We start from the raw sequence: 25211 nt of genomic DNA on the forward strand, positions 1-25211 counted from the left end.
GCGCATCGCGCTTTGCCGTGTCAGTGGGAGCGCATTATAGGGAGTTAATTTTTTCTGACAAGGGTTTATTTGAAATTAATTTCTGAATGGCGCTTTTTCATACGTTACGTTGAACAAAGCAGCGTATTTAGCCGTATTCCTCGCCACTGGGACTCTTTTTCTGTCATTTTCCCCTGCCTGATAGACCGGAATCGGCATAATTTAACCACTAAAAAAACGGTCTATGCCCTTTTTTCTGTTTTTAACACGGAAATAAAGACAGATCTTTTGATAAGGAACGGCGATAAAGAGTCCTAGACAGGCAATGTTTATAAGGAGAGCGTTCTATTATGTGTTTATCTGCCCTTAGACAGTTAGGCGATTTTTTCCCAGTGACCGGTACACGAGTCATGATTGACCCTAGCTGCGTGGTCATTGGTCAGGTCACGCTGGCAGACGATGTCAGTCTCTGGCCTGCTGTGGTTGCACGTGGAGATGTTAACCGTATCACTATCGGTGCCCGCACCAATATCCAGGACGGCGCAGTTCTGCATGTTACCCACTGCTCTGACAAATTACCGGCAGGACATCCGCTCGTGATCGGTGAAGACGTCACGGTCGGCCATAAAGCCCTATTACATGGTTGTACCGTGGGCAATCGTGTACTGATCGGCATGGGAGCGATAGTACTGGACGGTGTCTATATAGAAGAAGAGGTCATGCTGGGTGCCGGTAGCTTGGTGCCTTCCGGAAAACGTCTGGAAAGTGGCTACCTCTATCTCGGTAGCCCTGCACGCAAAATTCGACCTTTAAGTAAAGAAGAGAGACAGGGTTTACGACGTTCGGCCGAGAACTATGTTCGCTGGAAAGACGATTACTTGTCGGAAGACAACCAATACCACCCTTCCGCATCATCCTGATCCGTCATGATCAGGTGTTCGGCATCCTCCTCCAGATCCCAACGATGCCGACGAAACAGATCCAGCGGATCTCCTTCTCCGTAGCGCAGATGCAACTCCTCACCACTGATCGCACAGTTGAGTTGCATTCCGTGATTCAGGGCTGGGAAACAGACCGCCTGCCGGCGGTCGTCCCACTGTTCACGATCAGGGAACTGTAAGGCCTGATTCATGGTTGACGTTCCTGTCTCATCGCCTCAATGACCGGAGTAATATCTGGCATGACGCCGTGCCACAACATAAAGGCATGGGCAGCCTGTGCCACCAGCATCCCGACTCCATCTGCTAGTGAGGTCACGCCGTGACTGGCCGCCAGTTTGAGAAAAGGCGTCAGTCCCTGCTGATAAAACATGTCGTAGCACTGCGGGTGATGACTGAAAACAGCTGCCGGTAATTGAGGGACCTCACCACTGATACCACTAGAAGTCGCATTAATGATCAGGTCATAGCGCTGCGTCAGTTGGTCATGCTGACAGGCAAGAATGGACCCAGCATGTTGATAAGTAACCGCCAAAGTCTCCGCCCGCGATAAAGTGCGGTTGGTGAGGGTTATCCGACAGCCGACAGCCATCAGTGGCAGGATCACGCCACGGGCCGCTCCACCAGCGCCCACCAGCAAAATATGAGAATTTGGGGTGATCATCCCTAGACGCTCTAAATCACTGACCAGGCCAATACCGTCAGTATTGTCACCCAGCAGTTTGCCATCAGGGAGCTGTTTCAGGGTATTGACTGCTTTGGACAAAGAAGCGCGTTCAGTCAGCTCGTCAGCCAGTTCGCAGGCCTGCTGCTTAAAAGGTAGCGTGACATTGGCTCCCCGCCCACCTCCATGGAAGAATTGCCGCGCCGTCGCCTCAAACTGATCGACCGGTGCACAGATCCGCCCGTAACGGTGATCAATCCCAGTCTGTTCGGCAAACAGCCGATGTATAAAAGGGGATTTACTGTGATTGATCGGATTCCCGAAAACAACAAACGGCTCCATCTACTACCCCTGACGAATAAGTTCACCGGTGATAACATTCCGGATTTCTGAAGGATTAGTGCGACCACCGGTCAGTCCCTCAAGCACAGGGAAGTCGATACCAAACTGGGCCACCACTTCTTGGGTGTTCCGGCAAGGCTCCTGGCCTGACAAATTCGCGCTGGTCGATACCAGTGGTTTACCGAAAGCCTGACATAACTGTTGTACATCAGGATGGTCACTGACCCGTACTGCTAGCGTATCAAACTTTCCTCTCAGCCAGTGAGGTGCATCAGAGGGCACCACAAAGGTCACCGGTCCTGGCCAGTGAGAAAACATACGCTGGCGCTGTTCTGCCGTCAGTAATTCATCACGGATATAGGGCAGTAACTGCGAGTAACTGGCCGCAATCAGGATCAGTCCTTTTTCAGCCGGACGCTTTTTAATGGCCAGTAAGGTATTGACCGCCTTCTCACTGTCCGGATCACACCCCAGGCCAAACACGGCTTCGGTTGGGTAGGCAATAACCGCGTCCTGCTGTAAGGCTTCAACGCAGTGGAGGAGGGAATCTGACTTTGACGAGGTAGACATAATAATGGTTAATTCTCTTCAGTATCTTCTGGAAGGGCCTTACCGCACAGCTTACTGGCACAGACCAAACGCGTACCGCGGGCCGTTTTCTTTTCGGCCAACAACGGAAAATGGCAAAGCGGACACTCTCCGGCCACCGGACGGCTATTGATCACATATTGGCAGGCGGGGTAACGGCTGCAGGCATGAAAAAACTTACCGTACCGTGAACGGCGCTGCACCAATTCACCTTGATGACAGTCCGGGCAGGTTATTCCGGTTTCATCGGGCTGATCGATAGTTTCACTATGTGGGCATTCCGGATAACGGCTACAGGCAATAAACATACCGTAACGTCCCTGACGTAGTGCTTTATCGGCACCACACTTCGGGCAGGGTATGCCTTCAAGAATTTTTACGACATGGCCTTCATGGCGAGGTGCTAACGGACGGATGTATTCACATTCCGGATATCTGGAGCAGCCGGCAAAAGGGCCATGTTTGCCAGAGCGGATCACTAGGGGGGCACCACATTCCGGGCACTCTTCCTGGTGATCCACAGCAAACAACGCTGTTTTAGTCATAATTTTGCGATTAAGGGAATAAGATCAGTGAAGGATACTGTCATTGGCATCGAAAAGTAACTCTTCCATTTGCTGATACGCATCCTCGCACCCAGGAATATTGAACAGTACCATTAGGATTATCCATTTCAGATCATCCAGTTCAAACTCCCGAGTATCCAGCGCCGTGACACGTTCAATGACCATCTCTCGGGTATCTAGATTCAGCACACTGACCTGCTCGAGAAACAGTAAGAATCCACGGCATTCTGCGTCCAGTACCTGGCACTCTTCTGCGGTATAGATACGCATAGAGAGTGGATCGCCGGTCATCTGGATCGGTTCCACCAGACCTTCCTGGTAGTCCGCCAGCTTTTCCAGCCATTGCAAGGCATTGACGATATCCTGCTGACTAAACCCAGCATCGGTTAAGTCATCCGTCAGCCTTTCTTGGTCAACCTGTGCTTCAGTCTCGGTGTCGGTATGGATATAAGTTTCAAACAAGTACATAAGTACGTCGAACATGGCATGCCCTCCTTAATCGGACATAGCCGCCGGGTACAGCTGCGATCCATCCTGCTAACTCCAGTTCGAGCAAGGCTGCTGCGATTTCTGGCACAGGTTGGCCGGCACGTTCAGCGACGACGTCAACAGGTGTAACCTCATCTTCTACGTTAGCCAACACATCCGCAAATGGCAATGAAACTCTGTCTTCTTGCGACGAATTTATCCTGTCGATGACCGAAAACCGCAACGAATGATAACCGGTGTTGAGATCTTCGAGTAAATCATTGGGGTGAGACACCAATAAGGCCCCCTGTTTAATCAGCCAATGGCTGCCCTCACTTTCAGCTTTACCCAGCGGACCGGGTAATGCATAAATATTACGGTTCTGTTCCAGCGCATAACGCGCGGTGATAAGAGAGCCACTTTTTAGGGTCGCTTCGACCACCAGCACCCCGAGGCTTAGGCCACTGATAATCCGATTACGCCGAGGAAAATGTGCCGCCCGAGGGGGGGCATTCAACGGAAACTCTGAGATAACGGTCCCGCCACTATCGATAATCTCCCGAGCCAAAGATCGATGGCGAGAAGGATAAAGATGATGCAGACCACTGCCAAGAACTGCCAGAGTTCGGCCGCCACACGCCAGCGCGGCTCTATGGGCGACAGCATCAATCCCATAGGCAAGACCGCTGGTGATCACCAGGCCGCTGACCGCCAGTGCACTCGCGAATACCTCGCCCCAATGCTCACCATAGCGGGTAGATTGTCGGCTACCGACCACTGCTAGTTGTGGCAGAGAAAGCAATGATGGGTCACCTTCAATAAATAAACTAAAAGGACAGGTACCTGCTTCCGCCAGTTGCAGCGGATAATACTCATCGCCAAGGGTAATTAAATAGCGCTTATCGCCTTCCAGCCATTGTCGAGTGAAGGATATCTGTTGCGGCGACACGCGGCTAAATTGCTGGCACTGTAGGCTATTCAACCCCAAAGCGCGTAATACACCTGCCTCTGTCGGTGAGTGCTCTGTGAGCTTTCCTGCGATTTCTGCCCGTCGAACGGCACGGATACCCTGTACTGCTGCCAGACGCACTACTGTCTCAATCCTGTCCATGGGCTACCCCCCGCCACGGGCATGCTTATCCGGTCAGCAATACTGTCAATCGACGGGTGAAACGTCTACAATAGCGGATAGTCAACTTATTTATTACGAACGAAGATCCGGAAATTTATGTCAGTCTTACAGGTATTACATTTCCCTGACGAGCGACTGCGTACAGTCGCTGCGCCAGTCAAAGAAGTTAACGCAGATATTCAGCGCATTGTCGACGATATGTTCGAGACCATGTATGCAGAAGAAGGTATCGGCTTGGCTGCAACTCAAGTCGATATTCATCAGCGTATTATCGTCATCGATGTCTCTGAGAACCGTGATGAGCAACTGGTACTGATCAATCCCGAACTGCTGGAGTCCAGCGGTGAAACCGGTATCGAAGAAGGTTGCCTGTCTATTCCTGAGCAACGCGCCCTGGTTCCCCGTGCTGAGCGCGTGAAAATTCGTGCGCTGGATCGTGACGGTAACAGCTATGAACTGGAAACCGATGGCCTGCTGGCGATCTGTATCCAGCATGAAATGGATCACCTGATGGGTAAACTGTTTGTCGATTATCTGTCTCCGCTGAAGCGTCAGCGTATCCGCCAGAAACTGGAAAAACTTGCCCGTCAGACCACCCGGGCATCCTGAACCTCATAAAAGGGATCACTGTGTCCGAGTCATTAAAAATCATTTTTGCCGGCACTCCTGACTTTGCAGCGCGTCATCTTGACGCGCTGCTTGCATCTGAGCATCAGGTTGTTGGCGTATTTACCCAGCCCGATCGTCCGGCGGGTCGTGGTAAGAAACTGGTGGCAAGCCCCGTTAAAGTGTTGGCCGAATCTCATCAGATTCCGGTGTTCCAACCCGCATCATTGCGCCAAGAAGAGCATCAACAATTGGTCTCAGCACTAGACGCCGACATTATGGTGGTGGTGGCCTACGGTCTGTTACTGCCACAGGCTGTGCTGGATATGCCACGTCTAGGTTGCATCAATGTCCATGGGTCATTATTGCCCCGTTGGCGCGGTGCCGCCCCGATCCAGCGTGCAGTCTGGGCCGGCGATCAGCAAACCGGTGTCACGATTATGCAGATGGATGCAGGTCTGGATACTGGGGATATGCTGGTCAAGCTGACTTGCCCTATCGGACCGAAAGATACCAGTGCCTCACTGTATGCCACCTTGGCAGAACTCGGGCCTAAAGGCATGCTGACGACCCTTGAGCAACTGTCTCAGGGTAGCGCTGTTGCCGAAGTACAGGACGAAAGCCTGGCTACCTATGCCGCCAAGCTGAGCAAAGAAGAAGCCCGTTTGGATTGGCGTTTGCCAGCGGCACAACTGGAACGTTGTATCCGCGCGTTTAACCCCTGGCCGGTCAGTTACTTTTCTATCGAAGAGCAGCCGGTAAAAGTTTGGCAGGCCACAGTACTGCCCCACCAAGATGCTGCGCCTGGCACTGTCCTGAGCGCAGATAAGCAGGGTATACAAGTCGCAACCACCGATGGCGTGTTGCATCTCGAACTCCTGCAACCGGCAGGCAAGAAACCTATGCAGGCCAGAGATCTGCTGAACTCCCGCCAGGAGTGGTTCACTCCCGGTACGGTACTGGCCTGATCCCTGACGGGGGCACCGTCCCCCGTCCGGTTAAACTGAAGAACTCCGATGAAAAAAACAACCAATCTGCGTAGCTTGGCAGCCCGTCTTATTGAACAGGTGGTCGATAAAGGCCAGTCTCTAAGTGCCATCCTGCCGGCTGCACAAAAACCTCTCAGTGATAAAGATAGCGCCCTGCTACAGGAAATTTGCTTTGGCGTAGTGCGCACTTTGCCGCAACTGGATGCACTGATCGGCAAGCTGATGGACCGACCAATGACCGGCAAGCAACGTACTATCCATTATCTGCTGATGGTCGGCCTCTATCAGATGTTGTATACCCGTATCCCCGCTCACGCCATTCTAGCGGAAACTGTCGACGGGGCAGTGGTACTCAAAAAGCAGAGTCTAAAAGGATTGGTCAATGGCGTGCTGCGTCAGTTTCAGCGCCGTCAGGAAGAACTACTGCAGGCTCTAGAAGGCCAGAGTGTGAATTTGTGGCATCCCTCTTGGCTGATTAAGCGCCTGCAAACCAGCTGGCCGCAGAACTGGCAGCAGATCATTGAGGCAAATAACCAGCGCCCGCCAATGTGGCTACGGGTCAACCGTCAGTACAATAGCCGTGATCACTGGCTGTCGTTACTGTCCGAGCAAGGGCTGGGCGGTACCAGTGACCCGTTGTCCGAAGATGCGGTGCGTTTAGAAAAACCTGCCGGGGTCAACCAGCTACCGGGCTTTGCTGACGGTTGGGTTACAGTACAGGATTTATCGGCACAGCGCTGTGCGCAATATCTGGCGCCACAAGATGGGGAAGACATTCTCGACCTCTGCGCGGCACCTGGCGGAAAAACCACTCACCTTCTGGAGATAGCTCCCCATGCCCGAGTCATGGCCGTTGATGTCGATGCAACTCGCTTGAGTCGGGTCAGTGAAAATCTCCAGCGTTTGAAGATGCAGGCCGACGTGAAACAGGGTGATGGACGCGAACCCGCACAATGGTGTGGTGACCGTCAGTTTGATCGTATCCTGCTCGATGCCCCCTGTTCAGCGACCGGTGTCATCCGCCGTCATCCGGATATAAAGTGGCTACGGCGCGACAGTGATATTCAAGAACTGGCTGCCCTACAGGCAGAAATTATCGATGCTATTTGGCCACACCTCAAACCTGGTGGCACCCTGATCTATGCGACCTGTTCGATCCTACCGCAAGAGAACCATTTACAGGTCGCGGCCTTTCTGACCCGCCATCCCGACGCCGAAGCCATCTCCCTTCCGGGTGGAGAGCTACAGGGATTACAAATCTTCCCAGAAGAACAGGGTGGAGATGGGTTTTTCTATGCGAAACTGATAAAAAAGCTTAAGCCATAAGGGTTAACCATAATGAAAATCATTATCCTGGGTGCCGGACAAGTGGGCGGAACGCTGGCAGAGAACCTGGTGGGAGAAAATAACGATATTACCGTTGTTGATACCGACTCTACCCGCCTACTCCATTTACAGGATAAATATGATCTGCGGGTCGTCAACGGACTGGCATCACATCCGCGGGTGTTACGTGAAGCCGGAGCAGAGGATGCCGATATGTTAGTTGCCGTCACCAGTTCTGACGAGACCAATATGGTGGCCTGCCAAATCGCGTACTCATTGTTTAACACCCCGAACCGGATCGCCAGGATCCGATCCGCAGAGTATCTGCGGGACAATGATAAATTGTTCGTCCCGGAAGCGATCCCTATCGATCATTTGATTTCCCCTGAACAACTGGTGATCGATAACATCTATCGGTTGATCGAGTATCCGGGGGCATTACAGGTCGTCAACTTCGCCGAGGGAAAAGTCAGCCTCGGGGTGGTAAAAGCCTATTATGGTGGCCCTTTAATCGGTAATCCTCTGTCAGTAATGCGTGAACATATGCCGCATATTGAAAGTCGGGTTGCGGCCATTTTCCGACAGGATCGTCCTATCCGTCCGCAAGGATCAACGATCATCGAAGCCGGCGATGAAGTCTTCTTTATTGCCGCTAATCAGCATATCCGTGCAGTGATGAGTGAAATGCAGCGCCTAGAAAAACCGTATAAACGCATCATGCTGGTCGGTGGTGGTAATATCGGTTTTGGCCTCGCGCAGCAGTTGGAGAAGCAGTATAGCGTCAAACTGATTGAGCGTAATAAGCAGCGTGCGGCCGAATTGTCAGAACTGCTCAATGATACGATAGTCTTCTATGGCGATGCCTCGGATCAGGAATTGTTAGCCGAAGAACATATCGATCAGATAGATCTTTTCATTGCAGTCACCAATGATGATGAAGCCAATATCATGTCGGCAATGCTCGCCAAGAAAATGGGTGCCAAAAAAGCGATGGTCCTGATACAACGCCATGCCTATGTGGATTTGGTCCAGAGTAGTGCCATCGATATTGCTATTTCTCCTCAGCAGGCAACAATCTCTGCATTACTCGGACATGTGCGCAAAGCTGATATTGTCAGTGTCTCGTCCCTGCGCCGCGGTGTTGCTGAGGCCATCGAAGCCATTGCCCATGGCGATGAAACTACGTCTCGAGTAGTCGGACGACGAGTCAGTGAAATAAAGCTGCCACCTGGCACCATTATCGGTGCAATAGTCAGAGGGGAAGAAGTGATGATCGCCAACGACTACGTCCGCATCGAACAGGGTGATCATGTGATTATGTTCCTCACCGATAAGAAGTTTGTGCCGGATGTCGAAAAATTATTCCAGCCGAGCCCCTTCTTCCTCTAGCTACTGGTAAAGAAAAGAGCTTAGTTATCAGCATTATGATAGGTAAAAGCTTCTAACTTTCTGTGATCCTGGGTGTAAGATTAAGTAAAATGAGATAACTGTTGCTTGTGGAAAAACGGCAACACTTTAACTAGAATTAAATCCAACATACATACTTGGTCAGGTGGATAATAATGAGTTTATTTAAAGAGTTTCGCGATTTCGCCATGCGTGGCAACGTGGTTGATTTGGCAGTGGGTGTCATCATCGGTGCCGCCTTTGGGAAAATTGTTTCTTCCTTAGTGGCTAACATCATCATGCCACCGCTTGGCCTGCTGATTGGTGGCATCGATTTCAAACAGTTTAAATGGGTATTGAAAGCCGCTGACGGTAGCACCCCAGCCGTTGTCATGGACTACGGTATTTTCCTGCAAAACGTCTTCGACTTTATCATCGTCGCGTTTGCTATCTTCATGGCCATTAAGCTGATGAACAAACTGCATAAGAAGGAAGCGCCTGCTCCTAAAGGACCAAGCGTAGAAGAAACTCTGCTGACCGAAATCCGTGACTTGCTGAAAGAAAAGAACTAAGCCAGTCCCAGGAATTAACAAAACCGTGATATGGAAATATCGCGGTTTTTTTTATGCGCATGAAGCCCAAACAGCAATTAGTTACCATCACCATGCAGTTTACCCACCGCCTGATCACCGTAGCGGCCATGATGGAGGAACGCGGTACTTTGACCGGACTTCTGAAGCTGCAATTCAATCGCTCGTAATTTACGCCGATATTCGGCAGCCTGCTGATCTTCAGGATCAAGCTGGTCCAGAAGATCGACCAATTCCAATCCTTCACGACGTATTTCGAGTTCCGGTGGGAGATACCCGGCATTTTTTAACAACCGGAAAGAGGCCCGTAGTTCTGCAGGAACTTGACTATCATCGTCGAGAACCAGCGGTTTGCCTTCCCCGGGAAGCCCACTAAGTTCACCTTTCTCCATTGCTTCTTGGATATGACGTTCTGCCATTTGATCAATTAGCCACATCAGCTCTCTCCTAGCGAATAGTTCTGTTGAGTATAATCACTTTTCTTCAGGCAATAAAAAACCCGCCGAAGCGGGTTTTTTATTTTACTGCAGATTACTCAGCAGTTGCTTCTGCTTGAGCTTCTGGACGATCAACCAGCTCGATGTAAGCCATCGGAGCGTTGTCACCAGCGCGGAAGCCACACTTCAGAATGCGAGTGTAACCACCGGCACGGCTCGCGAAACGCGGGCCCAGCTCGTTAAACAGTTTTGCAACGATCTCGTTATCACGAGTACGTGCGAATGCCAGACGACGATTAGCAACGCTATCAGTCTTGGCAAGAGTAATCAGCGGCTCAACTACGCGACGCAGCTCTTTAGCTTTCGGCAGAGTCGTCTTGATGATCTCATGACGAACCAGTGACCCAGCCATGTTACGGAACATAGCCTGACGATGGCTGCTGTTACGGTTCAGTTGACGACCACTCTTACGATGGCGCATGACCTTATCCTTCTCAGTGAAACCTTAACCTGTGATCCGGTTACTCATCTGCAATGCTAGCAGGTGGCCAGTTTTCTAGGCGCATGCCCAGTGACAGTCCACGCGATGCCAGCACGTCTTTAATCTCGGTAAGAGATTTTTTCCCAAGGTTAGGCGTCTTAAGAAGCTCAACCTCAGTGCGTTGTACCAGATCACCGATGTAGTGGATAGCTTCTGCCTTAAGGCAGTTAGCAGAGCGGACAGTCAATTCCAGATCGTCAACAGGGCGCAGCAGGATCGGATCGAATTCTGGTTTCTCTTCTTTCACTTCTGGCTGACGTACATCACGTAAGTCAACAAAAGCATCCAGTTGTTCAGCCAGAATGGTTGCCGCACGACGAATCGCCTCTTCAGGATCGATTGTGCCGTTGGTTTCCATTTCGATGACCAGCTTGTCCAGGTCGGTACGTTGCTCAACACGAGCTGCTTCAACATTGTAGGCAATACGATCTACAGGGCTGTAGCAAGCGTCGACTAACAGACGACCGATTGGGCGCTCATCTTCTTCCGAATGAATTCGGGCAGAAGCCGGCACATAACCACGACCACGCTGAATTTTGATACGCATGCTAATAGATGCGTTCTCATCGGTCAGGTGACAAATTACGTGCTGTGGCTTGACGATTTCGACATCACCATCATGGGTGATGTCGGCTGCAGTCACAGGGCCAATGCCAGATTTATTCAGGGTCAGGATGACATCATCTTTACCCTGAACTCTTACCGCCAGCCCTTTCAGGTTGAGCAGGATTTCCAGGATATCTTCCTGTACTCCTTCTTTGGTGCTGTACTCATGAAGTACACCATCAATTTCAACCTCGGTCACCGCGCAACCCGGCATGGAAGAAAGCAGAATACGGCGCAGTGCATTACCCAGAGTATGGCCAAAGCCACGCTCTAAAGGCTCAAGGGTCACCTTGGCGTGCGTCGAACTCACTTGCTCGATATCTACCAGGCGCGGTTTTAGAAACTCTGTCACAGAACCCTGCATTGTGTCCTCTCTTTGGTACTCAAGCTTTATTTAGAGTAAAGCTCGATGATCAGGTGCTCGTTAATGTCCGCAGACAGATCAGTACGTTCTGGCTTACGCTTGAACACACCTTCCATCTTAGCTGCATCAACTTCCAGCCAGGTTGGCTTTTCACGCTGTTCAGCCAGCTCCAGAGCGGCCTTCACGCGAGATTGCTTTTTGGCTTTCTCACGGATGCTTACGACATCATTCGGAGATACCTGATAAGAAGCGATGTTAACAACGCGGCCATTTACCATAATCGCTTTGTGGCTAACCAGCTGACGTGCTTCAGCACGAGTGGCACCAAAGCCCATACGATAAACTACGTTATCCAGACGACCTTCCAGCAGAACCAGCAGGTTTTCACCTGTGTTGCCTTTCAGACGTGCTGCTTCTTTATAATAGTTACGGAACTGACGCTCCAGTACGCCGTAGATACGACGAACTTTCTGTTTCTCACGTAACTGACCGCCGTAGTCAGACAGACGTGGCTTACGCGCACCGTGCTGACCTGGGGCTTGTTCAATTTTGCACTTGGTATCGATCGCGCGAACGCCAGACTTAAGGAATAAGTCGGTGCCCTCACGACGGCTCAGCTTGAGCTTAGGACCCAAATATCTTGCCATTTTCTTTCTCCAACTAACCTAAAAACGGGCGTTAAACGCGACGTTTTTTCGGCGGACGACAACCGTTGTGAGGGATCGGAGTCACATCAGTAATGTTAGTGATGCGGAAACCAGCGGCGTTCAGAGCACGAATTGTTGATTCGCGACCCGGACCCGGACCCTTAACCATAACTTCCAGGTTCTTAATACCGTAATCTTTTACAGCTTCTGCACAGCGCTCTGCAGCGACCTGAGCAGCAAACGGTGTAGATTTACGTGAACCGCGGAAACCGGAACCACCGGCGGTTGCCCAACCCAGTGCGTTACCCTGACGATCAGTAATGGTAACGATGGTGTTGTTAAAAGATGCATGGATATGAGCCACGCCATCTGAGACTTGTTTTCTTACACGCTTACGTGCACGAACTGGTGCCTTTGCCATTATTTACCCACCCCGATTATTTCTTGATCGGTTTGCGCGGACCCTTACGGGTACGTGCATTGGTCTTGGTACGCTGACCGCGAACCGGAAGACCACGACGATGACGCAAACCACGGTAGCAACCAAGGTCCATAAGACGCTTGATGCTCAGGGTAACTTCACGACGCAGATCACCTTCTACAACGAACTTGCCTACTGCTTCACGCAGCAGTTCAATCTGTTCTTCAGACAGCTCACTGATCTTAACATCTTCAGCAATACCCGTAGAGGCACAGATGGCCTTAGAACGAGTTTTACCGATACCGAAAATCGATGTTAACGCGATAACGGTGTGTTTATGATCAGGAATGTTAATGCCTGCTATACGGGCCACTATGCACTCCTATTACTTATTAACTGCGCGCCATTCTGAAAAGCCCGTTTTCAGGATACTCAAATGGGTGCGCAATAACATACAAAAAGATTGGGCTGGCTAATCTAGCCAGCTCAACCCGACTTTGCAAGAAAAATATGCGAAAAAATCAGCCTTGGCGTTGCTTATGCTTAGGCTCGGAGCTGCAGATCACACGTACGACACCGTCGCGACGGATGATTTTGCAGTTACGACATAATTTCTTGACGGAAGCACGAACTTTCATTTTTACTCTCCGTAACTTCTCAAGCGCCTGAATTAACGGCCTTGGCCTTTCAGGTTTGCTTTCTTCAATGCAGACTCATATTGACTCGACATCATCAGAGTTTGCACTTGAGCCATAAAGTCCATGATGACGACAACTACAATCAGCAGTGAAGTACCGCCGAAGTAGAAGGGGACATTCATCGCCTCACGCATGAACTCCGGGATCAGACAGATAAAAGTAATGTATAAAGCGCCAATCAATGTTAAACGCGTCATTACCTTATCGATATACCTGGCCGTTTGCTCTCCCGGACGAATTCCCGGTACGAATGCACCAGACTTCTTCAGGTTATCTGCTGTTTCACGTGGGTTGAAAACCAACGCCGTGTAGAAGAAACAGAAGAAGATGATTGCAGTCGCATAGAGTAGCACATAAAGCGGCTGGCCGGGCTGTAAATACATAGAAATTGTAGACAGCCAGTTCCAACCGGTACCGCCCCCGAACCAGGACGCAATTGTCGCCGGAAACAGGATAATGCTGGAAGCGAAGATCGCCGGGATCACCCCTGCCATATTCACTTTCAACGGTAAATGTGTGCTCTGTGCAGCGTACACACGGCGACCCTGTTGACGTTTCGCGTAGTTTACCACAATGCGGCGTTGACCACGTTCAACGAAAATAACAAAGAAGGTCACTGCAAATACCAGAACTGCAACCAACAGCAACAGGAGGAAGTTCAGGTCACCCTGCCGAGCCTGCTCGATGGTATGGCCAACGGCCTGCGGAAGACCCGCAACAATACCGGCAAAAATAATGATCGAGATACCGTTACCAATACCTCGTTCAGTAATTTGCTCGCCCAGCCACATTAGGAACATTGTCCCAGTGACCAGACTGACAACAGCCGTAAAGTAGAATGGCAGGCCCGGGTTCATCACCAGACCCTGCATTCCTGGCATATTCGGCAGACCGGTCGCAATACCGACCGCCTGGAATATCGCCAATACTAACGTTGCATAGCGGGTGTACTGGCTAATCTTACGACGGCCAGCCTCCCCTTCTTTCTTAATTTCAGCTAACGCTGGGTGAACCACCGTCAACAGCTGGATAATAATAGAGGCCGAAATGTACGGCATAATACCCAGAGCAAAGATAGAAGCGCGGCTAAGTGCACCACCAGAGAACATGTTAAACATTTCAATGATGGTGCCACGCTGTTGTTCAAGCAGTTTGGCAAGGACTGAGGCATCAATACCAGGGATTGGAATAAAAGAGCCAATTCGGAAGACAATCAGTGCACCAATTACAAACATCAGTCTGCGCTTCAGCTCACCAATACCACCCTTGGCACTTTGAAAATCTAATCCTGGTTGTTTTGCCATCAGATCACTTAGTCCTCAATTTTACCGCCAGCAGCTTCGATTGCAGCACGAGCACCTTTGGTGACACGCAGACCGCGAACCGTTACCGGAGCAGAAACTTCGCCAGACAGGATAACTTTCGCGAATTCAATCTGAATTCCGATAATGTTAGCTGCTTTCAGCGTGTTCAGGTCAACAATACCGCCTTCAACTTTCGCCAGGTCAGACAGACGAACTTCTGCAGTGACCATTGCTTTGCGAGAGGTGAAACCAAATTTTGGCAGACGACGGTATAAAGGCATCTGGCCACCCTCGAAACCGCGACGTACGCCACCACCAGAACGTGAGTTCTGACCTTTGTGACCACGACCACCGGTTTTACCGAGACCGGAACCAATACCACGACCCAGACGTTTGGAAGCGTGCTTAGACCCTTCGGCCGGAGACAGAGTATTTAAACGCATCTCTTACTCCTCCACTTTAACCATGTAGGAAACCGCGTTAACCATACCGCGAACCGCAGGAGTATCCTCGCGCTCAACAGTATGACCAATGCGACGCAGACCCAGGCCAAGCAGTGTTGCCTTGTGTTTAGGCAGACGACCGATTGCACTACGGGTTTGAGTAATTTTAATAGTCTTTGCCATGATAATTACCCCAGAATTTCTTCGACGGTTTTACCACGCTTGGCAGCGACCATCTCAGGAGAATTCATATTGCTCAGGCCATCAATCGTTGCACGAACCACGTTGATCGGGTTGGTGGAACCATAGGTTTTAGCCAGTACGTTATGAATTCCGGCGACTTCCAGAACGGCGCGCATTGCACCACCGGCGATGATACCAGTACCTTCGGAAGCCGGCTGCATGAATACACGGGAACCTGTGTGAACACCTTTAACAGGGTGCTGCAGGGTACCGTTAGTCAGCGCGACATTAACCATGTTGCGACGGGCTTTTTCCATCGCTTTCTGGATAGCTGCTGGAACTTCACGGGCTTTACCGTAACCAAAACCAACGCGACCGTTACCATCACCAACTACAGTCAGAGCTGTGAAGGAGAAAATACGACCACCTTTAACGGTTTTAGATACACGGTTTACCGCGATCAGTTTTTCCTGCAGTTCGCCAGCTTGTTTCTCGATGTGTGACATCCTAGACCTCTACCTTAGAACTGAAGGCCAGCTTCACGGGCAGCATCTGCCAGTGCCTGGACACGACCATGATATTGGAAACCAGAGCGGTCGAAAGAAACAGCAGTGATGCCTTTCTCTACAGCGCGTTCTGCGATTGCTTTACCAACAGCAACAGCAGCGTCTTTGTTTCCAGTGTACTTCAGTTGTTCAGAGATAGCTTTTTCTACAGTAGAAGCAGCAACCAGAACTTCGGAACCGTTCGGAGCGATTACCTGTGCGTAAATATGACGCGGGGTACGATGTACCACCAGGCGAGTAGCACCCAGCTCTTTGAGCTTGCGACGTGCACGGGTCGCACGACGGATACGAGCAGATTTCTTATCCATAGTGTTACCTTACTTCTTCTTAGCCTCTTTGGTACGCACGACTTCGTCGGCGTAACGGACACCCTTGCCTTTGTAAGGCTCAGGACGACGGTAGGCACGCAAGTCAGCTGCTACCTGGCCAACTACCTGCTTATCAGCGCCTTTCAGCACGATTTCAGTTTGAGTTGGGCATTCAGCAGTGATGCCTGCAGGCAGCTGATGTTCTACAGGGTGTGAGAACCCCAGAGACAGATTAACTGCATTGCCTTTAACAGCAGCACGATAACCAACACCAACCAGCTGCAGCTTCTTGGTGAAGCCTTCGGTAACACCGATAACCATTGCGTTAAGCAGCGCACGGGTAGTACCCGCTTGAGCCCAACCATCTGCAAAACCTTCGCGAGGTGCGAAAGTCAGCGTATTGTCGGCCTGCTTAATTTCAACAGCTTTATTGATAGTACGAGCCAGCTCGCCGTTCTTACCTTTGATCGAAATTTCCTGACCGTTGAGTTTTACCTCTACGCCGGCAGGAATGACGACAGGTGCTTTAGCAACACGAGACATTCTATCCTCCGATTAAGCGACGTAGCAGATAATTTCGCCACCAAGACCAGCCTGGCGCGCTGCACGATCAGTCATAACACCTTTTGAAGTAGAAACAACTGCGATACCCATACCTGCCATGATTTTTGGCAGTTCGTCTTTGCCTTTATAAATGCGCAGACCTGGACGGCTTACTCGCTGAATGCTTTCTACTACTGCCTTGCCCTGGAAATACTTCAGAGTTAATTCCAGTTCAGGCTTAGTGTCGCCTTCGATTTTAAAATCTTCAATATAACCTTCTTCCTTCAGCACGTTGGCAATTGCCACTTTCAGCTTGGAGGAAGGCATGGTGACCGCAACTTTGTTCGCGGTCTGACCGTTACGGATACGGGTCAGCATATCCGCGATCGGATCTTGCATGCTCATCAGTCTTTACTCCCGTGATTCAATTGGTGACAATTACCAGCTAGCCTTTTTCAAGCCAGGTACTTCACCGCGCATGGCGGCTTCACGTAACTTGATGCGGCTCAACCCGAACTTACCTACATAGCCATGTGGACGGCCAGTTTGGCGGCAGCGGTTACGCTGACGGGACGGGCTGGAATCACGCGGCAGAGCCTGAAGCTTAAGAACAGCATTCCAACGATCTTCGTCAGAAGCGTTCACATCAGAGATGATCGCTTTCAGTTCAGTGCGTTTCGCGAAGAACTTGTCTGCTAATTTTACACGCTTAACTTCGCGTGCTTTCATAGATTGCTTAGCCATGAATTAACCCTACCTTACTTGCGGAACGGGAAGTCAAAGGCAGCCAGCAGAGCACGGCCTTCATCATCAGATTTCGCAGTAGTGGTAATGGTAATATCCAAACCACGGACGCGATCGACTTTATCGTAGTCGATTTCTGGGAAGATGATCTGCTCACGGACCCCCATGCTGTAGTTACCACGACCGTCGAAAGACTTCGCAGATAAACCACGGAAGTCACGGATACGAGGTACAGCAATGATGATCAGGCGCTCAAGAAACTCCCACATACGCTCGCCGCGCAGAGTTACTTTACAGCCGATCGGATAGCCCTGACGGATTTTGAAGCCTGCAACAGATTTGCGTGCTTTGGTGATCAGCGGCTTTTGACCGGAGATTGCTGCCAGATCAGCTGCTGCGTTATCCAGCAGTTTCTTGTCAGCGATCGCTTCACCAACACCCATGTTCAGGGTGATCTTCTCGACCCGAGGGACTTGCATGACTGAATTGTAGTTAAACTCAGTCATGAGTTTGCTAACTACTTCGTCTTTGTAGTAATCATGCAGTTTCGCCATCGTACTACTCCAAATTACTTGATAGTTTCGCTGTTAGATTTGAAGAAACGGACTTTTTTGCCGTCTTCGAATCTAAAGCCTACACGGTCAGCCTTGCCGGTTGCCGCATTGAACAGTGCAACGTTAGAAACCTGAATTGCAGCTTCTTTTTCAACGATGCCACCTGGTTGGTTCAGAGCCGGTTGAGGCTTCTGATGTTTCTTAACCAGGTTGATACCTTCAATGATGACTTTGCCAGAAGACAAAACATTTTTAACTTTACCGCGTTTACCTTTGTCTTTCCCGGTAAGCACGATAACTTCGTCGTTGAGACGGATTTTCGCTGCCATGATTCGCTCCTTAGAGTACTTCAGGTGCCAGAGAGATAATTTTCATGAACTTTTCAGTACGAAGTTCACGAGTTACCGGCCCAAAAATACGCGTTCCGACGGGTTGCTCGCTGTTATTGTTTAAAATAACGCATGCATTACCATCGAAGCGAATGACAGAACCGTCAGGGCGACGAACACCCTTCCTGGTGCGCACCACTACCGCCTTCAGGACGTCACCTTTCTTAACTTTACCACGTGGAATTGCTTCCTTGATGGTAACTTTAATAATGTCGCCGACGCCTGCGTAGCGACGGTGCGAGCCACCCAGAACCTTGATACACATTACGCGACGTGCACCGGAGTTGTCGGCGACGTTCAGCATAGTCTGTTCTTGGATCATTTTAGTGCTCCGCTAATGTCAACTACTACTTCGGGACCTAACTTCAGGTCGATTAAAAGCCCCATCTTTGAGGGCGCGGCATTATAACACCGGTTATCTCAGATGGGTAGAAAAAATGAACGGCTCAGCCGAGCCGTTCATCTTATTTTTCACAGAAAAGAGATTCTATTACAGAATCGCTTTTTCCACAACGCGAACAAGAGTCCAAGACTTAGTCTTAGACAGTGGACGGGATTCGCGGATAATTACCACGTCACCAATACCACATTCGTTGTTCTCATCATGGATGTGCAGCTTAGTCGTACGCTTAATGAATTTACCGTAAATCGGGTGTTTCACGAAACGTTCGATAGCAACAACCGCAGATTTCTGCATTTTGTCACTAACAACACGACCTTGCAGAGTACGGATTTTATCGGTCATTACGCACCCGCCTTCTCAGTCAGTAAAGTCTTAACGCGTGCAACATCACGACGAACCTGCTTCAGCAGATGGGTCTGCTGCAGCTGTCCGGATGCTGCTTGCATGCGCAGGTTAAACTGCTCACGCAACAGGTTAAGCAGCTCAGTGTTCAGCTCTTCAACGCTTTTTTCACGCAGCTCAGTTGCTTTCATTACATCACCGTCTTAGTTACAAAGGTGGTTTTGATAGGCAGTTTTGCTGCTGCCAGCTTGAATGCCTCACGGGCCAGCTCTTCTGATACGCCGTCCATTTCATACAGGACTTTACCAGGCTGGATCAGGGCAACCCAATACTCTACGTTACCCTTACCTTTACCCATACGAACTTCAAGCGGCTTCTCGGTAATTGGTTTGTCCGGGAATACACGGATCCAAATTTTACCTTGACGCTTAACTGCACGGGTCATAGCACGACGTGCTGCTTCGATCTGACGGGCAGTCAGACGACCACGGCCAACAGCTTTCAGACCGAAAGTACCGAAGCTAATATCCGTACCAGCAGCCAGACCGCGGTTACGGCCTTTATGCACTTTACGGAATTTTGTACGCTTTGGTTGTAACATCAGCGACTCTCCTTACTTACGGCCTTTACGCTGCTGCTTTTTAGGTTGAGCAGCCGGTTCCGGTTGTTCAACAGCAGCCATACCACCCAGGATCTCACCTTTGAAGATCCATACCTTAACGCCGATTACACCATAAGTGGTGTGCGCTTCAGAGGTGTTGTAATCGATATCCGCACGCAGAGTATGCAGTGGAACACGACCTTCACGGTACCATTCGGTACGCGCGATTTCAGCACCGCCAAGACGGCCGCTTACTTCAACTTTGATACCTTTAGCGCCCAGACGCATTGCGTTCTGTACAGCACGCTTCATCGCACGACGGAACATCACACGACGCTCCAGCTGTGAAGTGATGCTGTCAGCAACCAATTTAGCGTCCAGTTCCGGTTTACGGACTTCGGCGATATTGATCTGCGCAGGAACGCCAGCGATTTTCGCGACGACGTTACGCAGTTTCTCTACGTCTTCACCTTTCTTACCGATAACGATACCAGGACGAGCAGTGTGAATAGTCACACGGATGCTCTTCGCAGGACGCTCGATAACGATGCGAGATACAGACGCTTTTGCCAGTTCTTTGTTCAGGAACTGACGTACTTTAAAGTCGCTGTCCAGGTTGTCAGCGAATTCGTTGGTATTTGCGAACCATGTAGAGTTCCAGGGTTTTACAATACCCAGGCGAATACCATTAGGATGTACTTTCTGACCCATTGCTAGTCTCCAGAGTCTCAGCGATCGGACACAACCACAGTAATGTGGCTGGTGCGCTTCAGGATGCGATCTGCACGACCTTTCGCACGCGGCATAATACGCTTCATGCTTGGGCCTTCGTCGACGAAAATTTTCGCGACTTTCAGATCGTCGATGTCAGCGCCATCGTTGTGTTCAGCGTTAGCAATGGCAGATTCTAAAACTTTCTTAACCAGTACAGCCGCTTTCTTGTTGGTGTAGGTCAGAATGTCCAGAGCCTGCGACACTTTCTTACCGCGTACCAGATCCGCTACCAGACGAACCTTCTGCGCAGAAGAACGAGCGTGGCGATGTTTAGCGATAGTTTCCATCTCTTCCTCCTGCCTTAGCGTTTCTTAGCTTTCTTATCAGCCACATGGCCGCGATAAGTACGAGTCGGCGCAAATTCACCCAGCTTGTGACCAACCATTTCGTCGGAAACAAAGACAGGTACGTGCTGACGACCATTATGGACAGCGATGGTCAAACCGATCATGTTAGGAAAGATCGTTGAACGACGGGACCAGGTGCGCAGGGGCTTCTTGTCACCGCTTTCCACCGCTTTCTCTACCTTCTTCAGCAAGTGCAGGTCAATAAAAGGACCTTTCTTGAGAGAACGTGGCATGGTTTATCCTCTAAAATTATTTGCTACGGCGACGTACGATAAATTTATCAGTACGCTTGTTGCTGCGGGTCTTCTTACCTTTGGTCTGAACGCCCCACGGAGTGACCGGGTGCTGACCAAAGTTACGACCTTCACCACCACCGTGCGGGTGATCGACTGGGTTCATCGCAGTACCGCGAACGGTAGGACGAACACCACGCCAGCGAGTTGCACCTGCTTTACCCAGAACGCGCAGCATGTGCTCAGCGTTACCGACTTCGCCCAGTGTTGCGCGGCAGTCAGCTTCGACTTTACGCATTTCACCTGAACGCAGACGCAGGGTGACGTAGGAACCATCACGCGCAACGATCTGCACGTAAGTACCAGCAGAGCGAGCAATCTGACCGCCTTTACCTGGTTTCATTTCTACGTTGTGAACAGTTGAACCGACTGGGATGTTACGCATCGGCAGGGTGTTACCTGCTTTAATCGCAGCATCGCTACCAGATTGGATCTGGTCGCCAGCTTTCAGACCTTTAGGGGCCAGGATATAACGGCGTTCACCGTCTTTGTACAGAACCAGTGCGATGTTCGCAGAACGGTTCGGATCGTACTCAAGACGTTCAACAACTGCTGGGATACCGTCTTTATTGCGTTTGAAGTCAATAATACGGTAAGCCTGCTTGTGACCACCACCAACATGACGGGTAGTGATACGACCGTTATTGTTACGGCCACCGCTTTTGCTGTTTTTTTCCAGCAGCGGTGCAAAAGGTTTGCCCTTGTGCAGCTCAGGGTTCACCACTTTAACTACATGGCGACGACCCGGAGATGTCGGTTTACATTTAACAATTGCCATTGTTTCTCTCCTCCGACTTACTCTGCGCCGCCGACGAAGTCCAGATTCTGGCCTTCTTTCAGGGTGACGTAAGCTTTTTTCCAGTCGCTACGACGACCAACACGCTGTCCGTGACGCTTAACTTTCCCTTTAACAACCAGGGTGTTTACGTCTTTAACTTCAACTTCGAACAGTTTCTCTACGGCAGCAACGATCTCTGCTTTGGTTGCGTCTTTTGCAACTTTGAGAACGATGGTGTTAGTTTTTTCCATCGCAGTAGACGCTTTTTCAGATACGTGCGGCGCGCGCACGACTTTCAGCAGACGTTCTTCACGGATCATGCCAGCATCTCCTCAACTTGCTTAACTGCATCAGCAGTCATAACGACTTTGTCGAAGGCGATCAGGCTAACTGGGTCGATACCTGCTGCATCACGTACGTCAACCTTGAACAGGTTGCGTGCTGCCAGGAACAGATTCTCATCCAGTTCACCGGTGATGATCAGTACATCTTCCAGAGCCATGTCTTTCAGTTTCTGTGCCAGCAGCTTAGTTTTAGGCGCTTCTACAGAGAACTGTTCGACAACGATCAAACGTTCCTGACGTACCAGTTCAGACAGAATGCTTTTCAGCGCTCCGCGGTACATCTTTTTGTTTACTTTCTGACTGTGGTCTTGATTTTTAGCAGCAAAAGTCACACCACCTGAACGCCAGATTGGGCTCTTTGCAGAACCTGCACGTGCGCGGCCGGTGCCTTTCTGGCGCCATGGTTTTTTACCAGAGCCAGTAACTTCAGCGCGGGTCTTCTGACCACGGGTACCCTGACGGGCGCCTGCTGCATAAGCGACAACAACCTGGTGTACCAGCGCTTCGTTGAAATCACGACCGAAGGTAGTTTCGGAAACAGTCAGCGCGCTCTGCGCGTCTTTCAATACTAATTCCATTGCTATCCCCTTACGCCTTAACAGCTGGTTTTACAATCAGGTCGCTACCGGTAGCACCGGGAACTGCACCTTTAACCAGCAGCAGGTTGCGCTCAGCGTCAACGCGAACGACTTCCAGGCTCTGAACGGTGACACGTTCGTTACCCAGCTGACCTGCCATTTTCTTGCCTTTGAACACTTTGCCCGGAGTCTGGTTCTGACCGATAGAACCCGGTACGCGGTGTGACAAGGAGTTACCGTGAGTAGCGTCCTGGGTACGGAAGTTCCAGCGCTTAACGGTACCTGCGAAACCTTTACCTTTAGAGGTGCCAGTTACGTCTACTTTTTTCACGTCAGCGAAGATATCAACACTGATGCTCTGGCCAACGGTAAATTCTTCACCTTCGGTGCGGAATTCCCACAGACCACGGCCAGCTTCAACGCCAGCTTTAGCAAAATGACCTGCTTCAGGCTTAGTTACTCGGCTTGCTTTTTTAGCACCGGTAGTTACCTGAATAGCCTGGTAACCGTCGTTCTCCAGGGCTTTAACCTGAGTTACGCGGTTTGCTTCAACTTCGATCACGGTTACAGGGATAGAAACGCCTTCTTCATTGAAGATGCGAGTCATGCCCACTTTCTTACCGACTAATCCAATCATTGTATCAACCTCTTAATCGCTCGAAACCTGATTAGCCCAGGCTGATCTGCACATCAACACCGGCAGCCAGATCCAGACGCATCAGAGCATCAACGGTCTTTTCAGTTGGCTCAACGATGTCAACCAGACGTTTGTGAGTGCGAATTTCGTACTGATCGCGCGCATCTTTGTTAACGTGCGGAGAAATCAGAACGGTAAAGCGCTCTTTACGAGTCGGCAGCGGGATTGGACCACGAACCTGCGCACCAGTGCGCTTGGCAGTCTCAACGATTTCCGCGGTTGATTGATCGATCAGACGATGATCAAACGCTTTAAGACGGATACGGATTCTTTGGTTCTGCATGAGACCAGAGCTCCAAACATTTTATAAACAAAAATAATTACTCCTCACACCCATTACGATTGATGGGGGAGTGTAATCGTTCAGCATATAACTCCCCAATCGGGAGTATTGTTAGGCATCGCAAATCGCGTGCCTGCGATTCTGCTCGAATCGCGCCGCTAATTTCAGCAGGCCCGCGCATTATACGTAATTCTGAACAGTAAGCAAGGGGTGATGTGTTTTTAACCATTCTATGTCGTTCTTCAATGAACGCTTAAGGCTCCACACTCAGTACTTCTGGATCTTTAGGGCACATCTCACAACCTTGGCCATCAGTACTTGTCCCGCCATACAGCGACCTCTCATGCTATGGCCTCGTCTGTTCGGAGTCGCCCGCATGTTTCTGACTTTCATGTTTATCGCCGGTCTGGTGACCGGCAGTTTTCTCAGCTTGGTTGCCGGGCGTTACCGCCCTGACGCGTCCTTATGGCATGTGGTCTCTACAGTGTTCATCCCACCTTCTCGCTGCGATCATTGTTCTCAGCGGCTGCTCCCCTGTCAGCTAATACCCTTGCTCAGTTTTCTTTGGCTGCGAGGACGCTGCAGTCACTGCAGCGTCAAGTTACCGTTGCGGCTACTATATGGGGAACTGATCACCGGCATCGTCTTTGTGTGTTGCGCACTCCTCTCCCCCCTCCCCTGCCGGTTAGTACTGAGCCTTAGCTATTGCAGTCTGCTTATTCTACTGGCGCAGATTGATTATCTCTGTTTGCGTCTGCCGGACGGGCTCACTCTACCCTTACTCTTTATCGGCATACTGGCTAGCCTGTGCTATCCGACGCCGGCATTGATGGCTCGCTTTTTCGGTATTACCGGCGGATTCCTGAGCCTATGGCTGGCTGACCGGCTGTATGACCTTTACTATCAACATCGAGGTATGGGGGGTGGCGATATGAAATTACTGGCTGCCCTCGGCGCATGGAATGGATGGCAGTCGCTGGCAGAGATTGTGCTACTGGCCTCAGCGGGAACACTGGCGGTGCTGCTGTTAGCCGGAACCTTTTCTCGATATTGCGGCAAGCAACGGCCACTGCCTTTCGGTGTTGGGTTGTCGTTGGCGGGGATCGTCTGGCAGTTATGGCAGGACTATACAGGCTAGTAAGTAGAGGGACTTACGTAGGTGATCGGCGTCAGTATTTTTTAGGACAAAAAAAAGGGCGCTTACGCGCCCTTCTTCAGATGTTTCTAAACTATCGACAATTAAGCGATAACTTTTGCAACAACACCTGCACCTACAGTACGACCACCTTCACGGATTGCGAAACGCAGACCGTCATCCATCGCGATTGGGTGGATCAGGGTAACAACCATTTTGATGTTGTCACCAGGCATTACCATCTCTACGCCTTCTGGCAGTTCGATGGTACCGGTCACGTCAGTTGTACGGAAGTAGAACTGTGGACGGTAGCC

The 25211-nt window shown here is 50.5% G+C and carries 43 protein-coding genes; 7 read left to right on the plus strand and 36 right to left on the minus strand.

Annotated features, from left to right (window positions below):
- Positions 1-329: 329 nt before the first annotated feature.
- The gene (locus tag DW47_RS0104910) at positions 330-899 is read left to right on the plus strand and encodes a gamma carbonic anhydrase family protein (protein WP_029685268.1); all 570 of its coding nucleotides are present in this window, start codon (positions 330-332) and stop codon (positions 897-899) included.
- Here DW47_RS0104910 and DW47_RS0104915 read toward each other — a convergent pair.
- The 6 genes from DW47_RS0104915 to dprA are packed head-to-tail and all read right to left on the minus strand — an operon-like array spanning position 854 to position 4656.
- The gene (locus DW47_RS0104915) at positions 854-1111 is read right to left on the minus strand and encodes a DUF1488 family protein (RefSeq protein WP_029685269.1); all 258 of its coding nucleotides are present in this window, start codon (positions 1109-1111) and stop codon (positions 854-856) included. The genes DW47_RS0104910 and DW47_RS0104915 overlap by 46 nt on opposite strands.
- Complete coding sequence (gene aroE / locus DW47_RS0104920; protein ID WP_029685270.1) at positions 1108-1923, minus strand: shikimate dehydrogenase; 816 nt, start codon at positions 1921-1923, stop codon at positions 1108-1110. Before aroE ends, DW47_RS0104915 begins: the two co-directional genes overlap by 4 nt.
- A gap of 3 nt (positions 1924-1926) precedes the next feature.
- Positions 1927-2493: an L-threonylcarbamoyladenylate synthase type 1 TsaC gene (gene tsaC, locus DW47_RS0104925; protein ID WP_029685271.1), complete on the minus strand. Its 567-nt coding sequence runs from the start codon at positions 2491-2493 to the stop codon at positions 1927-1929.
- An 8-nt stretch (positions 2494-2501) separates the two neighbouring features.
- The gene (locus DW47_RS0104930; RefSeq protein WP_029685273.1) at positions 2502-3056 is read right to left on the minus strand and encodes a DNA topoisomerase family protein; all 555 of its coding nucleotides are present in this window, start codon (positions 3054-3056) and stop codon (positions 2502-2504) included.
- Positions 3057-3080: 24 nt separating this feature from the next.
- Positions 3081-3560, minus strand: a complete 480-nt coding sequence (locus DW47_RS0104935; RefSeq protein WP_029685274.1) for a DUF494 family protein — start codon at positions 3558-3560, stop codon at positions 3081-3083.
- Positions 3532-4656, minus strand: a complete 1125-nt coding sequence (gene dprA, locus DW47_RS0104940) for a DNA-protecting protein DprA (RefSeq protein WP_029685276.1) — start codon at positions 4654-4656, stop codon at positions 3532-3534. Before dprA ends, DW47_RS0104935 begins: the two co-directional genes overlap by 29 nt.
- A 117-nt stretch (positions 4657-4773) precedes the next feature.
- Between dprA and def the strand changes: the two genes are divergently transcribed.
- From def to mscL, 5 genes are all read left to right on the plus strand, one after another.
- On the plus strand, positions 4774-5286 hold the full coding sequence (gene def / locus DW47_RS0104945; protein WP_029685277.1) for a peptide deformylase: 513 nt from the start codon (positions 4774-4776) through the stop codon (positions 5284-5286).
- Between the two features lie 20 nt (positions 5287-5306).
- The gene (gene fmt, locus DW47_RS0104950) at positions 5307-6251 is read left to right on the plus strand and encodes a methionyl-tRNA formyltransferase (protein WP_029685278.1); all 945 of its coding nucleotides are present in this window, start codon (positions 5307-5309) and stop codon (positions 6249-6251) included.
- Positions 6252-6299: 48 nt separating this feature from the next.
- Positions 6300-7598: a 16S rRNA (cytosine(967)-C(5))-methyltransferase RsmB gene (gene rsmB, locus DW47_RS0104955; protein WP_029685279.1), complete on the plus strand. Its 1299-nt coding sequence runs from the start codon at positions 6300-6302 to the stop codon at positions 7596-7598.
- Positions 7599-7610: 12 nt separating this feature from the next.
- A complete protein-coding gene (gene trkA, locus DW47_RS0104960; RefSeq protein ID WP_029685280.1) occupies positions 7611-8987 on the plus strand; it encodes a Trk system potassium transporter TrkA in 1377 nt (458 codons plus the stop codon).
- 173 nt (positions 8988-9160) lie between these two features.
- Positions 9161-9556 carry a large-conductance mechanosensitive channel protein MscL gene (gene mscL, locus DW47_RS0104965; RefSeq protein ID WP_029685281.1) on the plus strand — a complete coding sequence of 132 codons (396 nt, stop codon included), beginning with the start codon at positions 9161-9163 and terminating at the stop codon, positions 9554-9556.
- Positions 9557-9633: 77 nt separating this feature from the next.
- Here mscL and DW47_RS0104970 read toward each other — a convergent pair whose 3' ends face one another.
- From DW47_RS0104970 to rpsJ, 29 genes are all read right to left on the minus strand, one after another.
- Positions 9634-10011, minus strand: coding sequence for a DnaJ family domain-containing protein (locus tag DW47_RS0104970; RefSeq protein WP_029685282.1), 378 nt, complete (start codon positions 10009-10011; stop codon positions 9634-9636).
- 94 nt (positions 10012-10105) lie between these two features.
- Positions 10106-10492 carry a 50S ribosomal protein L17 gene (gene rplQ, locus DW47_RS0104975; protein ID WP_008104728.1) on the minus strand — a complete coding sequence of 129 codons (387 nt, stop codon included), beginning with the start codon at positions 10490-10492 and terminating at the stop codon, positions 10106-10108.
- Between the two features lie 40 nt (positions 10493-10532).
- Positions 10533-11522 carry a DNA-directed RNA polymerase subunit alpha gene (locus DW47_RS0104980; protein WP_029685284.1) on the minus strand — a complete coding sequence of 330 codons (990 nt, stop codon included), beginning with the start codon at positions 11520-11522 and terminating at the stop codon, positions 10533-10535.
- A 26-nt stretch (positions 11523-11548) separates the two neighbouring features.
- Entirely contained in the window at positions 11549-12169 is a 621-nt protein-coding gene (gene rpsD / locus DW47_RS0104985) for a 30S ribosomal protein S4 (RefSeq protein WP_025902030.1), read from the minus strand.
- 31 nt (positions 12170-12200) lie between these two features.
- Positions 12201-12590 carry a 30S ribosomal protein S11 gene (gene rpsK, locus DW47_RS0104990; protein WP_025902031.1) on the minus strand — a complete coding sequence of 130 codons (390 nt, stop codon included), beginning with the start codon at positions 12588-12590 and terminating at the stop codon, positions 12201-12203.
- A gap of 16 nt (positions 12591-12606) precedes the next feature.
- Positions 12607-12963 (minus strand): 30S ribosomal protein S13, encoded by a 357-nt coding sequence (rpsM, locus tag DW47_RS0104995; RefSeq protein WP_029685285.1) that lies wholly within the window; start codon positions 12961-12963, stop codon positions 12607-12609.
- Between the two features lie 148 nt (positions 12964-13111).
- Entirely contained in the window at positions 13112-13228 is a 117-nt protein-coding gene (gene rpmJ, locus DW47_RS16870; protein ID WP_071813610.1) for a 50S ribosomal protein L36, read from the minus strand.
- 32 nt (positions 13229-13260) lie between these two features.
- A complete protein-coding gene (secY, locus tag DW47_RS0105000) occupies positions 13261-14592 on the minus strand; it encodes a preprotein translocase subunit SecY (protein ID WP_029685286.1) in 1332 nt (443 codons plus the stop codon).
- A gap of 8 nt (positions 14593-14600) precedes the next feature.
- On the minus strand, positions 14601-15035 hold the full coding sequence (rplO, locus tag DW47_RS0105005; protein ID WP_025902034.1) for a 50S ribosomal protein L15: 435 nt from the start codon (positions 15033-15035) through the stop codon (positions 14601-14603).
- 3 nt (positions 15036-15038) lie between these two features.
- Complete coding sequence (gene rpmD / locus DW47_RS17195; RefSeq protein ID WP_004846568.1) at positions 15039-15218, minus strand: 50S ribosomal protein L30; 180 nt, start codon at positions 15216-15218, stop codon at positions 15039-15041.
- Between the two features lie 5 nt (positions 15219-15223).
- Positions 15224-15724 (minus strand): 30S ribosomal protein S5, encoded by a 501-nt coding sequence (rpsE, locus tag DW47_RS0105015; protein ID WP_029685288.1) that lies wholly within the window; start codon positions 15722-15724, stop codon positions 15224-15226.
- 14 nt (positions 15725-15738) lie between these two features.
- Complete coding sequence (rplR, locus tag DW47_RS17200) at positions 15739-16092, minus strand: 50S ribosomal protein L18 (protein ID WP_029685289.1); 354 nt, start codon at positions 16090-16092, stop codon at positions 15739-15741.
- Positions 16093-16101: 9 nt separating this feature from the next.
- Positions 16102-16635, minus strand: coding sequence for a 50S ribosomal protein L6 (gene rplF / locus DW47_RS17205; RefSeq protein WP_029685290.1), 534 nt, complete (start codon positions 16633-16635; stop codon positions 16102-16104).
- A 12-nt stretch (positions 16636-16647) separates the two neighbouring features.
- Positions 16648-17040 (minus strand): 30S ribosomal protein S8, encoded by a 393-nt coding sequence (gene rpsH / locus DW47_RS17210; protein ID WP_029685291.1) that lies wholly within the window; start codon positions 17038-17040, stop codon positions 16648-16650.
- 33 nt (positions 17041-17073) lie between these two features.
- Positions 17074-17379, minus strand: a complete 306-nt coding sequence (rpsN, locus tag DW47_RS17215) for a 30S ribosomal protein S14 (protein WP_025902039.1) — start codon at positions 17377-17379, stop codon at positions 17074-17076.
- Between the two features lie 14 nt (positions 17380-17393).
- Complete coding sequence (gene rplE, locus DW47_RS0105040; protein WP_029685293.1) at positions 17394-17933, minus strand: 50S ribosomal protein L5; 540 nt, start codon at positions 17931-17933, stop codon at positions 17394-17396.
- Positions 17934-17947: 14 nt separating this feature from the next.
- Positions 17948-18262: a 50S ribosomal protein L24 gene (gene rplX, locus DW47_RS0105045; protein ID WP_029685294.1), complete on the minus strand. Its 315-nt coding sequence runs from the start codon at positions 18260-18262 to the stop codon at positions 17948-17950.
- A 10-nt stretch (positions 18263-18272) separates the two neighbouring features.
- Positions 18273-18644, minus strand: coding sequence for a 50S ribosomal protein L14 (gene rplN / locus DW47_RS0105050; protein ID WP_025902042.1), 372 nt, complete (start codon positions 18642-18644; stop codon positions 18273-18275).
- Between the two features lie 168 nt (positions 18645-18812).
- A complete protein-coding gene (gene rpsQ / locus DW47_RS0105055) occupies positions 18813-19067 on the minus strand; it encodes a 30S ribosomal protein S17 (RefSeq protein ID WP_029685295.1) in 255 nt (84 codons plus the stop codon).
- The gene (gene rpmC, locus DW47_RS0105060) at positions 19067-19258 is read right to left on the minus strand and encodes a 50S ribosomal protein L29 (protein WP_025902044.1); all 192 of its coding nucleotides are present in this window, start codon (positions 19256-19258) and stop codon (positions 19067-19069) included. Before rpmC ends, rpsQ begins: the two co-directional genes overlap by 1 nt.
- On the minus strand, positions 19258-19668 hold the full coding sequence (rplP, locus tag DW47_RS17220; protein WP_025902045.1) for a 50S ribosomal protein L16: 411 nt from the start codon (positions 19666-19668) through the stop codon (positions 19258-19260). Before rplP ends, rpmC begins: the two co-directional genes overlap by 1 nt.
- 12 nt (positions 19669-19680) lie before the next feature.
- Positions 19681-20379: a 30S ribosomal protein S3 gene (rpsC, locus tag DW47_RS17225; RefSeq protein ID WP_029685298.1), complete on the minus strand. Its 699-nt coding sequence runs from the start codon at positions 20377-20379 to the stop codon at positions 19681-19683.
- 17 nt (positions 20380-20396) lie between these two features.
- Positions 20397-20729: a 50S ribosomal protein L22 gene (rplV, locus tag DW47_RS0105075; RefSeq protein WP_020322777.1), complete on the minus strand. Its 333-nt coding sequence runs from the start codon at positions 20727-20729 to the stop codon at positions 20397-20399.
- Positions 20730-20743: 14 nt separating this feature from the next.
- Positions 20744-21022, minus strand: a complete 279-nt coding sequence (gene rpsS, locus DW47_RS0105080; protein WP_029685300.1) for a 30S ribosomal protein S19 — start codon at positions 21020-21022, stop codon at positions 20744-20746.
- A gap of 16 nt (positions 21023-21038) precedes the next feature.
- Positions 21039-21860 carry a 50S ribosomal protein L2 gene (gene rplB, locus DW47_RS0105085; protein ID WP_029685301.1) on the minus strand — a complete coding sequence of 274 codons (822 nt, stop codon included), beginning with the start codon at positions 21858-21860 and terminating at the stop codon, positions 21039-21041.
- Positions 21861-21877: 17 nt separating this feature from the next.
- The gene (rplW, locus tag DW47_RS0105090; RefSeq protein ID WP_029685302.1) at positions 21878-22180 is read right to left on the minus strand and encodes a 50S ribosomal protein L23; all 303 of its coding nucleotides are present in this window, start codon (positions 22178-22180) and stop codon (positions 21878-21880) included.
- Positions 22177-22782, minus strand: a complete 606-nt coding sequence (gene rplD, locus DW47_RS0105095) for a 50S ribosomal protein L4 (RefSeq protein ID WP_029685303.1) — start codon at positions 22780-22782, stop codon at positions 22177-22179. The genes rplW and rplD overlap by 4 nt, the downstream gene beginning before the upstream one ends.
- Before the next feature lie 10 nt (positions 22783-22792).
- Positions 22793-23419: a 50S ribosomal protein L3 gene (rplC, locus tag DW47_RS0105100; RefSeq protein ID WP_029685304.1), complete on the minus strand. Its 627-nt coding sequence runs from the start codon at positions 23417-23419 to the stop codon at positions 22793-22795.
- Positions 23420-23450: 31 nt separating this feature from the next.
- The gene (gene rpsJ, locus DW47_RS0105105; RefSeq protein ID WP_001181005.1) at positions 23451-23762 is read right to left on the minus strand and encodes a 30S ribosomal protein S10; all 312 of its coding nucleotides are present in this window, start codon (positions 23760-23762) and stop codon (positions 23451-23453) included.
- A gap of 376 nt (positions 23763-24138) precedes the next feature.
- Between rpsJ and DW47_RS0105110 the strand changes: the two genes are divergently transcribed.
- A complete protein-coding gene (locus DW47_RS0105110) occupies positions 24139-24900 on the plus strand; it encodes a prepilin peptidase (RefSeq protein WP_161606690.1) in 762 nt (253 codons plus the stop codon).
- Between the two features lie 101 nt (positions 24901-25001).
- On the opposite strand, the gene DW47_RS0105115 is transcribed toward DW47_RS0105110, so the two are convergent.
- Positions 25002-25211 (minus strand): EF-Tu C-terminal domain-related protein (locus tag DW47_RS0105115; RefSeq protein WP_029685306.1); only part of this gene is annotated, 210 nt, incomplete at its 5' end.

Origin of the sequence: Tatumella saanichensis, from assembly GCF_000439375.1 — a bacterium.
Classification (GTDB): Bacteria; Pseudomonadota; Gammaproteobacteria; order Enterobacterales; family Enterobacteriaceae; genus Tatumella; species Tatumella saanichensis.